Origin of the sequence: Bowdeniella nasicola, assembly GCF_900107735.1 — a bacterium.
GTDB classification, from domain to species: domain Bacteria; phylum Actinomycetota; class Actinomycetes; order Actinomycetales; family Actinomycetaceae; genus Bowdeniella; species Bowdeniella massiliensis.
Map to the genome: position 1 here is coordinate 233,907 of NZ_FNQV01000002.1, position 10,495 is coordinate 244,401.

Annotated in this window: 10 protein-coding genes, 1 tRNA gene and 1 pseudogene; 11 read left to right on the forward strand and 1 reads right to left on the reverse strand. The window is 62.7% G+C overall.

Features of this window, described 5'->3' with window-relative positions:
• Nucleotides 1–6: 6 nt before the first annotated feature.
• From BLU67_RS02275 to BLU67_RS02320, 11 genes are all read left to right on the forward strand, one after another.
• Nucleotides 7–1,095: a prephenate dehydrogenase gene (locus tag BLU67_RS02275; protein ID WP_092561575.1), complete on the forward strand. Its 1,089-nt coding sequence runs from the start codon at nucleotides 7–9 to the stop codon at nucleotides 1,093–1,095.
• Complete coding sequence (gene cmk / locus BLU67_RS02280; RefSeq protein ID WP_092561577.1) at nucleotides 1,092–1,802, forward strand: (d)CMP kinase; 711 nt, start codon at nucleotides 1,092–1,094, stop codon at nucleotides 1,800–1,802. The genes BLU67_RS02275 and cmk overlap by 4 nt, the downstream gene beginning before the upstream one ends.
• Nucleotides 1,799–2,479 (forward strand): lysophospholipid acyltransferase family protein, encoded by a 681-nt coding sequence (locus BLU67_RS02285; protein ID WP_092561579.1) that lies wholly within the window; start codon nucleotides 1,799–1,801, stop codon nucleotides 2,477–2,479. The genes cmk and BLU67_RS02285 overlap by 4 nt, the downstream gene beginning before the upstream one ends.
• Nucleotides 2,480–2,685: 206 nt before the next feature.
• The gene (locus BLU67_RS12355; protein ID WP_261977001.1) at nucleotides 2,686–2,997 is read left to right on the forward strand and encodes an ATP-binding cassette domain-containing protein; all 312 of its coding nucleotides are present in this window, start codon (nucleotides 2,686–2,688) and stop codon (nucleotides 2,995–2,997) included.
• A 57-nt stretch (nucleotides 2,998–3,054) separates the two neighbouring features.
• On the forward strand, nucleotides 3,055–3,438 hold the full coding sequence (locus BLU67_RS12360) for an ATP-binding cassette domain-containing protein (protein ID WP_222842334.1): 384 nt from the start codon (nucleotides 3,055–3,057) through the stop codon (nucleotides 3,436–3,438).
• Nucleotides 3,435–4,196, forward strand: a complete 762-nt coding sequence (locus BLU67_RS02295; protein WP_092561581.1) for an ABC transporter permease — start codon at nucleotides 3,435–3,437, stop codon at nucleotides 4,194–4,196. The genes BLU67_RS12360 and BLU67_RS02295 overlap by 4 nt, the downstream gene beginning before the upstream one ends.
• A 223-nt stretch (nucleotides 4,197–4,419) precedes the next feature.
• Nucleotides 4,420–5,448 carry a sensor histidine kinase gene (locus BLU67_RS02300; RefSeq protein ID WP_222842335.1) on the forward strand — a complete coding sequence of 343 codons (1,029 nt, stop codon included), beginning with the start codon at nucleotides 4,420–4,422 and terminating at the stop codon, nucleotides 5,446–5,448.
• Nucleotides 5,445–6,065, forward strand: a complete 621-nt coding sequence (locus BLU67_RS02305) for a response regulator (protein ID WP_092561585.1) — start codon at nucleotides 5,445–5,447, stop codon at nucleotides 6,063–6,065. Before BLU67_RS02300 ends, BLU67_RS02305 begins: the two co-directional genes overlap by 4 nt.
• A gap of 20 nt (nucleotides 6,066–6,085) precedes the next feature.
• Nucleotides 6,086–7,561: a ribosome biogenesis GTPase Der gene (der, locus tag BLU67_RS02310; RefSeq protein ID WP_092561587.1), complete on the forward strand. Its 1,476-nt coding sequence runs from the start codon at nucleotides 6,086–6,088 to the stop codon at nucleotides 7,559–7,561.
• A 28-nt stretch (nucleotides 7,562–7,589) separates the two neighbouring features.
• On the forward strand, nucleotides 7,590–9,911 hold the full coding sequence (locus BLU67_RS02315; RefSeq protein WP_092561589.1) for an MMPL family transporter: 2,322 nt from the start codon (nucleotides 7,590–7,592) through the stop codon (nucleotides 9,909–9,911).
• Nucleotides 9,912–9,999: 88 nt separating this feature from the next.
• Nucleotides 10,000–10,073 (forward strand) — tRNA-Pro (locus tag BLU67_RS02320).
• Between the two features lie 108 nt (nucleotides 10,074–10,181).
• On the opposite strand, the pseudogene BLU67_RS12215 reads toward BLU67_RS02320, so the two are convergent.
• Nucleotides 10,182–10,495 (reverse strand): annotated as a pseudogene (locus BLU67_RS12215) (hypothetical protein); the annotation flags it as partial.

Below are 10,495 nucleotides of genomic sequence, written 5' to 3' on the forward strand. Positions count from 1 at the left end.
CAGATCATGACCGCTCGTGTCGTGGGCGCGGGCCTGCTGGGAGCCTCACTGGGCCTTGCCCTGTCCTCCCTCGGGCACCGAGTGGTGCTCGATGACGTCTCGCCCCTGGGGCTCTCGCTCGCCTGCGGGCTCGGAGCGGGCGAAGTTACTCGACCGGGGGAGAACGATACGGACGTTGACCTCGTCATCGTCGCCACCCCGCCGGACGTGACCGCCGAAGTCGTCGTGCGCGAACTCGCGGCATACCCGAAGGCGATCGTCACCGATGTCGCGAGCGTCAAAAGTTACGTCATCGACGATATTCTCGCGGCTGCGCCGAGCGGTCTCGAGCGGTTCGTCGGCTCGCACCCGATGGCCGGCAAGGAACGCTCGGGCGCCCCGAACGCCGACGGCGACCTCTTCAAAGGGCGGCCGTGGGTCGTGGTTCCCACTCCGGCCACCTCACGCGAGGCGCAAGACCTCGTGGCCACCCTAGCCGTCGACGTCGGCGCCCTGCCGATCGTCATGAACGCCGCCGAGCACGACGACGCGGTCGCGGCTGTTAGCCATGTACCCCAACTCGTCAGTTCGCTGCTCGCTTCCTGCCTCGCCGAGGTACCGGAAGGCGCACTGTCACTCGCGGGCCAGGGACTGCGCGATACGACGCGGATTGCCAAGTCCGACCCGATGCTGTGGTCCAATATCCTCAGCGTGAACGCATCTCCCGTCCTCTCGCACTTACGGGGCATCCACGACGCCCTCGGGTCGGTGATCGAGGCACTGGTTGAATGCGAGTCGGAGCTGTACCCGCCAGCTGCCGTCGCCACCCTCGCGGCCACCATCGAAGCGGGCAACGCCGGTGTCGCACGAATCCCGGGCAAACACGGCGGCGCGCAGCGCACCTACGAGGAGATCGTGTGTTACGTGCCGGATAAGCCCGGCGAACTTGCGCGGCTGTTCGCCGATATTGGCAGCGGCGGAATCAACATCGAAGACGTGCGCCTGGAACACGCCGCCGGCGCGAAGGTCGGCCTTGCCACCATCTCGGTTGAGCCCACCGTTGGCGAGTTCCTTGCCGCCCATTTGGAAAACCTCGATTGGAGTGTCGTGAGATGACCGGCTTAGTGATAGCGATCGACGGACCCTCAGGCGTCGGAAAGTCGACGATCGCGAAACGACTCGCGCGCAGCTACGCACTGTCCTACCTCGACACGGGGGCGATGTACCGCGCGGCAACGATCTACGCGCGCAACCAGCGCCTCGATCTGGTCGATCACGACGCGGTTGCCGCGGCGATTGAGAACATGCCGCTCGAGATTGTTATGGACCCGGCCAGGCCGCGCGTCCTGCTCGAAGGCAGCGAGCTCGGCGCGGCGCTGTATTCTGCCGACGTCTCGCGAATCGTGTCCGCGGTCGCGACGAACTTGAAGGTGCGGGCCCTAATGAAGTCCTGGCAGCGCGAATTGATCGCCGCTGAACGCGACGGCGGACGCTCGGGGGGCAAGGGGATCGTGGCCGAGGGGCGCGATATTACGACGGTCGTCGCCCCCGATGCCGATGTGCGAATCTTGCTCACCGCATCCGAAGACGCCCGCCTTACCCGGCGCGCCCGCCAGCGGCTCGGCTCCGATGATGAGTCCTCCCTTGCCGCGACGCGAGACGAAGTCATCCGCCGCGATGCCGATGATTCAACAGTCTCCAACTTCACGACCGCAGCCGACGGCGTCATCACCGTCGATTCATCCGACCTCACCCCCGACCAGACCTTCGCCGCACTCGCTGCCATCGTCGATGCGGCACGCGCCAAACGCGCCCGATCATGATCGGGGCACGCGGTCAGCAGGTCAAACCGAGCGACATCCGGCGCTGGGGCCCCACGTGGTCTCGGCGGGTCGGGTGGTTCCTTGATCACATCTACTGGAATACGACCGTCGTCGGCGCCGAGAACATTCCCCAACACACGCGCGCGATCGTGGCCGCCAATCACGTCGGCATTATGGACGGTCCGGTCGTCCACGGCGCGCTTCCGCGCGGATCCCACTTCATCGTCAAGCAAGAGTTTTTCGACTCCGCTCTCGGTTTCCTCATGACGTATTCGGGCCAGATTCCCGTCGATCGATCCTCCGGATCCGCGGCCCTACGTGTCGCCCTGGCGCTGCTCGAGGAAGATCGCCTGGTCGGCATCTTTCCCGAAGGCACCCGCGGGCGCGGCGATATCTCAGCCGTCCACGCCGGGGTCGCCTGGCTCGCCCTGCGCTCGGGCGCACCGATCATCCCGACGGCGGTCCTTGGCACCCGCGGCCCAGGTGATTCCCGCTCCCACGTGCCCCGGCCCCGAACCAAGCTCTACGTCGAGTTCGGCACCCCGATGACCGTCGACGTCGCCGATCTCAAGGGGCGCGCCGCCACCGCTGAGGCCATGAGCCAAATCGCCGACACCATGTCACGCCACATCCGGGAAGCCTCCGCACGAACCGGGATTGCCCTGCCGGACATGTAACGCCCCATCCCCCAAACGGGGGATACCTCAATCAACCGCGAGCGCACCCAGTTCGTGGATGTGAAAGCCGGCTCGAATTCCTAGCCTGTCAGGTATGACAGCAATCGAGCTGAAAAACATCAGGAAAACGTACGGCCCCAAGGTGGCCGTCGACGATATCTCACTGACCGTTAGCCCGGGCCAGATCTTCGGCATGCATTTCGGGCCTGCGCACGCCAGATTCGGGTACCGTCCGGGTCTGCGGTCTCAACCCCGCCACGCAGCATAGGCAACTTAGCCAGCTACTCGGGGTTCAACTGCAAGAAAGCGCGCTCCCGGATCGCCTCACCGTGATCGAAGCTCTGGATCTTTATGCCTCGTTCTATCCCCATCCGCGCTCGAGTGCCGAACTGCTCGACATGTTCAATCTCGCGGCGCATCGCACCACGCCCTACGCAAAGCTCTCGGGCGGCCTTGCGCAGCGATTGTCGATTACGCTCGCTCTTATCGGCAATCCCAAGGTCGCGATTCTCGACTAATTGACGACCGGGCTTGATCCCTCAGCGCGGCGAGAAACCTGGTAGCTCATTGAAGGGGTGAGGGATACCGGCGTCACCATCCTTCTCGTCACCCATTTCATGGACGAGGCACAGCGCCTATGCGATGAGATCGCCATGATCGATGACGGGCGGGTCATTGCTCAGGGCAGCCCCGCAGCTCTCGTCGACCGAGTGCGCGGCGCACAGACCCTCCATTTCCGGCTCGGCCAGGATCTCGATCCGAGCACGATCGCGGCGCTGCCCGGCGTCGAGGACGTCACTGTGGAGCATCGGATGTGGACCGTCACGGGCACCGGACATCTGCTAGCTACCACCGCCGGTGAACTAGCCAGGCACGGAATCATCGCTGAAGAACTTCGAACCAAAGAGCCCAATCTCGAGGACGCCTTCGTCGCCCTCACGACCAAGGAGGACGCATGACCGCACTACGGCAGCTCATCATGACAGAAACCAAACTATTCCTGCGCGATCCCATAGCAGTGGCCTACGGACTGCTGTTTCCGACCGTGCTGCTGCTCGGGTTGGGCTCGATTCCGATCCTGCGTCAACCGTCACCAGAATTTGCTGGCGTGCGCTTCGTTGACCACTGGGCGCCATCAGCGCTCGTGATTGGGATGATCGCGATCGGCGTTCAACACGTGCCGATCGTCGTGGCGACCTATCGAGAGCGCGGCATTCTGCGGCGGCTAGGAACGACGCCCGTTCATCCGTCGATGCTGCTCGTGGCCCAGCTCATTGTCGCCTTCGTCTTTGTTGTCCTGTCTGCGGTCATCCTTATCGTCGCGGCTTGGCTGGTTCTCGATGTGAGCCTTCCTCAGCAACCGGTAACGTTCATGCTCGCGTTCGTCCTGGGCTTCGCGGCACTTGTCGGCGTCGCCATGGTGAGCGCAGCAACCACCCCGACAGCGCAGTCAGCGAACGGCATCTCGATGGTGCTGTTCCTGGTCACCATGTTCTTTGGCGGAGTCTTTCTGCCTCGCTTCATGCTGCCGGACATCGTCATGACTATCGGAGATTTCGTGCCTCCGGGGGTCCAGAATCTCCTGGTCTCATGGGATCCTGCGGCAGCCGCTCACACCGTCGGCCTCGGGTGGCCGATGTGGGCGCAGCTTACAATGATGGCAGCCATCGCTCTGGTGGCATCCGCGGTAGCAGCGAAGCTATTTCGATGGGAGTAGGGGACTCGTGAGACCACAACCGGCACCGCCCGGCCATCCCGCACGTCTGTGGGAAGGACTTCTGCTGTGGGTAGCGTGGGTACTCCTTGCACTCGCTAGCGTCGTCTTCGCCGTACGGCTGGCTACCGGGGCGACCACCTTTGAGCCCTGGCGCGCGCTGACGGCACTAACTCTTGTTGGTGCCTCAGCCGCGCTCATCTACTGGGGGCACACCTGCCCCACCATGCGCGGCGAGCAGCCACGGCCAAACGCGGTCGGGTACTTCTTTACGTTGCTCGTCCTTGGCAGCTCTCTTGTCCTCCTTGATGACTCCTTTGTGGTCTTCTTGATTACAGGGTTTTTCCATGCCCATATCTTGGCGTCATGGCGGGCCGGCCTCTTCGGTATCTTCGTCACCTCCTTCGTCATCAACGGCATCCCGCTTCTCGGACGGCCGACCATATCGACCCAGGATGTCGCCTTCGCCGGGATGATCATCCTTGTGCAGACGGCGGCAATCGGAGCAGGCCTGGTCATCACGCTGCAGGCAGTGAAGGCCGAGGAGAAGCGAGACGAACTCGTCGCGCGGCTTCAGGCAGCTCTCGATGAGAACGCCGGCTTGCACGCGCAGCTTGTGGTGCAAGCTCGAGAAGCTGGAGTTCATGACGAGCGGGGCCGGCTGGCACGCGAAATCCACGACACCATCGCGCAAGGGCTCGCCGGTGTGATCACCCAACTTCACGCGGCCCAAGGCGCTCGGGACCCGCAAGACAGCACCGCGCGAGTCGAGAGCGCCTTGCTCCTTGCCAAGTCATCGCTGGACGAGGCACGTCGCTCTGTCAAAGCGCTGCAGCCCCGGGAACTTGGCCACGCACAACTGCCCGAGGCACTGCGCACCTTGGCCGCTACCTGGCAGGAGACCAACGGGGTGCCGGTCCACGTTGAGATCACGGGTGAGCCGGTTACGCTAAGCCCGGCGCTGGATGTGTCCCTCTTTCGAGTCAGTCAGGAAGCGCTGACGAATGTCGCAAAGCATGCCCAGGCGTCACGCGTCGCACTCACACTTTCCTACGGTGATCAGGATGTCTTGTTAGATATCCGCGATGACGGACGAGGAATGCATGGGCCGACAAACGGTTTCGGGCTGACGAGCATGCGGCAGCGGGTCCGCGGAATCGGTGGCGACCTAGCCATCGAGTCCGAGCTAGGGGAGGGCACAGCGATAAGCGCGTCCGTGCCCGTACTTACTGCGACAGCGGAGGTCGCATCATGATTCGTTTGCTGATTGTCGATGACCATCCCATTGTGCGTAGTGGCTTGCGAGGCAGTTTTTCTAACCTCGAGGACATCGTGGTCGTCGGAGAGGCGGGCAATGGGGAAGAAGGCGTGAAGCTAGCCGTCCAACTCGCCGCAGACGTCGTCTTGATGGACCTGCGGATGCCGATTCTTGATGGTGTCCAGGCGACGGCAGAGCTGCGTGTCACACTGCCAAGTGCTCGCGTCATCATTTTGACGACCTTCGATAGCGAAAATGACGTGCTTCCAGCGATTGAAGCAGGGGCGATTGGCTACCTGCTGAAGGACGCGCTCCCGGCCGAACTCGTGGCGGCCGTGCGATCAGCAGCCCGCGGGGAAGCAGTGCTCGCTCCGGCGGCGACTGCGCACCTCATCGGTCGCGTGTCGCGACCGGAATCCGGCGTCCTGACGAATCGGGAGTTAGAGGTCCTGCAGCTCGTTGCCGATGGTGCGTCGAACAAGGAAGCTGCGGCGACACTCTTCATTGGGCAAGCTAGCGTCAAGACCCACCTGCAGCACATCTTTCACAAACTCGGAGTCAATGACCGGGCCGCCGCAGTGGCCGAAGGTTACCGGCGGCGCCTGCTTTCCTAGCATCGTGAGAAGATGAAGGGGTGACCGACGAGAACACTGCCCCTGAGACGACCGAGTCTGACGAGTCGCGCGCCCGTGCCCTGCGAGCCTCACTCGACGACTACGAACTCGACGCCGATGACCTAGCACTCCTGCAAGGTGATGAGGTCGAAACGACCTCAGACGGTGGCGAGGCGGGGCTACCCGTCGTCGCAATTGTTGGACGTCCCAACGTCGGCAAGTCCACAATCGTCAACCGCATCATCGGCTATCGCGGGGCCGTCGTCCAGGACACGCCCGGAGTTACCCGAGATCGCGTCGCCTACCCGGCTGAGTGGAACGGCAGGCGTTTCACGCTTGTCGACACCGGCGGGTGGGAAGTTGATGTTGCCGGCTTGGATGCCTCTGTTGCCGCGCAGGCCGAAATCGCTGTCGAGCGCGCAGACGTCGTCATCCTTGTGGTCGATGCTACGGTCGGTGCGACTGATACGGATGAGCGCGTCGTGCAGATGCTGCGACGCAGCGGAAAGCCCGTCATCCTCGCCGCCAACAAGGTAGATTCACGCACCCAAGAAAGCGACGCCGCTATGCTGTGGTCGCTTGGACTCGGGGAGCCCTACCCGGTATCCGGCCTGCACGGCCGCGGCTCTGGCGACCTGCTCGACGCCCTGCTCGAAGTCCTGCCGGAGGTCTCCGCCGTTGCCAACCCGCTGCCGGCTGACGGCCCACGCCGCGTTGCCCTTGTCGGGCGTCCCAACGTCGGTAAATCCTCATTGTTGAACCAACTGGCGGGGGAGGGCCGCGTCGTCGTCAACGAGATCGCAGGTACGACCCGTGACCCAGTGGACGAATTGATCGAGATCCATGGCCGCGACTGGTGGTTCGTCGATACCGCCGGCATCCGCCGCCGGGTACACAAGGCCGAGGGCGCCGATTTCTACGCCGTGCTCCGCACCCAACAAGCCCTGGAAAAGGCAGAGGTCGCGGTCGTTCTCGTTGACGCCTCCGAACCCATGACCGAGCAGGATGTCCGTGTCATTCAGCTCGCGATCGACGCCGGCAGAGCCCTGGTCATCGTCTTCAACAAATGGGATGACGTCGACGAGGATCGCCGCCTCTTCCTCGCTCGTGAAATCGAACAGGAGCTTCGTCGCATCGAATGGGCGCCGATGATCCGGCTGTCGGCCAAGACGGGATGGCACACGAACCGCCTGACGCGCGCTCTCGATGTCGCACTCGACTCGTGGGACACCCGAATCCCGACAGGGCGCCTGAACGCATTCCTGGGCGAGATATCCGCCGCGAATCCACACCCGGTCCGCGGTGGTAAGCAGCCGAGAATCCTCTTCGGAACCCAGATCTCGGCGCGCCCGCCGCGCTTTGTCCTCTTTGCGACAGGTTTCATCGAACATCAGTATCGCCGGTTTATTGAACGGAAACTGCGCGAGAATTTCGAATTCGAGGGAACCCCCATCGAAATCTCCGTTTGCGTGCGGGAGCGACGTCAACGAAAATAGGAGCCTGACGCTGCCAAGGGAGGGCACCATGCCGAAACTGCTCACACGATTGCCGATTCGGCTGGTATTTCTCGCCGTCTGGCTGGTCATCCTCGCGTTTGGTGGGATGGCTCAGGGAAAACTATCGAGCGTCCAAGAAAACGACTCCGCGAGTTTCCTTTCCGCTGATGCGGAATCGACGAGAGCTGCGGCCGCCGCGCAGGAATTCCTGGAAGCGGACACAATCCCGGTGCTGGTCACCGGCGCTAGTGACCAAGAGCTGACCAAGGAAGAAATAGGCCAGTTCCAAGAATTCGCCCAAACACTCTTCGATACGGAGATCACGGACCCCACTACCGGGGATAAGGTCACGATCGGCGAACTCTCCAAAGCTGAGAAGGCCGCGGCAATCCCTTCTGAGGACCTCAAAGCGATCCTCATTCCTCTCGATGTTCCGAAAAAGGTAGCCGACGCGCGCGGTGAGGGGACGAGCGGCATCGGAACGGTTGTCGATGCCCTTCGCAGCGCCATCAAAGATGCGGACGTTCCTGCTGGAATGGAGCTGCATGTCGCGGGTCCCGGCGGCTATATTGCTGATCTCGTCGGCGCATTCGGCGGAGTCGATCTTCTTCTGCTCCTCGTCGCGCTAGGTGTCGTGGCGGTCATCCTCCTCATCGTTTACCGCTCTCCGATTCTCCCGATTGCGGTCCTCGCGACTGACCTGTTCGCCCTGTGTGGCGCGGCGCTGCTTGTCTACCAACTCGCGGCCAACGAGATCTTGACCCTGGATGGGCAGAGCCAGGGAATTATGTCGATCCTCGTCATCGGCGCAACGACCGACTACTCGCTGCTGTTGGTGGCCCGTTACCGCGAGGCGCTCAGCGAACACGAGCTGCCGCGTGACGCGATGGTGGCCGCTTTGAAGGGTGCCACGCCCGCTATTGTGGCATCCGGCGCGACGGTTATTGTCGGTCTGCTTGCGCTGCTGCTCTCGGGGTTGTCTGCCACCCGCTCTCTCGGTCCAATCGCCACGATCGGAATCGTGGCAGCACTCCTTGCGGCCCTGACGCTGTTGCCCGCACTGCTGCTGATTCTCGGCAAGCGTTCCCGCCGGTTCTTCTGGCCCTCGATTCCGCGCACGGACTCGGAGCATCGGGAGAAGCATCGGCTCTGGTCAGCGGTGGCTCGATTCGTCGCCCGCCGCGACCGCATGGTCTGGATCGGGACTGCGTTACTCCTGATCACGGCGTCGGCACTAGCACCGACGTTCAAAGCGAACGGCACCTCCGACTCGGATATCCTCATCCGTGGCAGCGACGCAGTCTCCGGAAACCAAGTTCTGGAAGATCATTTCCCCGCTGGTGCCGTCCAACCGGTTCAGGTCATTGTCACCGAAGATGAAGCCTCCAGCGTCGCCGACGCGATCGCTGATCTGGATGGGGTTGAAGACGTTAAGCCCTACGCAGATGTGCCCGAGGGAATGCCCCCGGGCGCCGGCGGCCAAGGCGAGCAAGGCCCGCCGCCCGATGCAGAAGGTGCTCCCACTGATGCTGAAGGGGCACCCGCCGATGCGGAAGGTGCACCTGCAGACGCCGAAGGAGCTCCCAGCGAGGAACAGGCACCCCCAGAACCCAAGGTTGTCGACGGCAAGGTCATGCTCGAGGTCGCGACCGAGCATCTGCCGGATGATCCCCGCTCGTGGGACGTCGTCAACACCGTTCGGTCAGTTGCTCATGAAGCCGACTCTGACGCCCTCGTGGGAGGAGCCGCGGCGGAGAAGCTCGATACGCGAGACACGGCACGTGCTGATATCTGGCGGGTCGTACCCATCACCTTGCTGGGCATTTTTATCATGCTCATCATCTTGTTGCGCTCGCTGGCAGCGCCGCTGATGTTGATCGTGGCGAACTGTCTATCATTCCTTGCCACCATGGGGCTCGCGGCGCTGGCATTCAACCACCTGCTCGATCTGCCAGGCGCCGATCCCTCGGTCCCGCTTTATGGATTCGTATTCCTCGTCGCGCTTGGAATCGACTACACGATCTTCCTGATGACGCGGGTGCGCGAAGAATCGATGCACCACCCGACGAAGGAAGCCCTACGAAAAGCCCTTGCGACAACGGGTGGCGTCATCACATCTGCCGGGCTCGTCCTCGCAGCGACATTCGCGGTGCTCTCGGTGATTCCCTTGCTCTTCATGCTGCAGCTTGCGGTCATCGTCGCGCTGGGTGTCCTCATCGATACCTTTATCGTCCGCACGCTCCTTGTCGGTGGATTTACCCACGATGTAGCGGAGTGGATCTGGTGGCCCGCGAAACGACGCCACAACTCCGATGGTGACGTTGCTGACAAGGAACGCGAGACCGCCTAGATCTCGCGCGAATCACGCCGCACGCGATTCGCATTCGGGCGCCGCGGTGCCCTATACTCAACTAGGTTAGTTCGAGGTCATCGAACTACGGGCTGTGGCGCAGCTTGGTAGCGCACTTGACTGGGGGTCAAGGGGTCGTGGGTTCAAATCCCGCCAGCCCGACAGAAAAGCCCAGGTGAGAGCATGTTTCTCACCTGGGCTTCGCCGTTTCTGTTGTCCTTTTCGGAGGGGTTTACGGAAGCATCGGGATACCGGCCAAAACGTGTTGCTTTAGACGGCGTGTCGTTGTCTAGTTGGAGCGTCCTGCCCTTCCTTTTCGTGCCAGAGGCCTTCTTCGGCGGTGGTGTGGGTGTCGTAGTGGGCGGGTCCGATTTTCTCGTTCGGCTTGTTCGATTTTTTGGGGATGATCCACCTGCGGGGTCTGTCGGCCTGGTGCCACTGGGTGTAGATCTGCGGCACGGGTTTGGGTGCGACCCAGCGGAAGTACAGAACCCAATCCACGGCAGTGAGCAGGTGGGATTCGGACAAGCCCCGGTGGTAGTAGCTGACGGCGGCGATGCGGGAATTGAGGGACTCAGCGATGT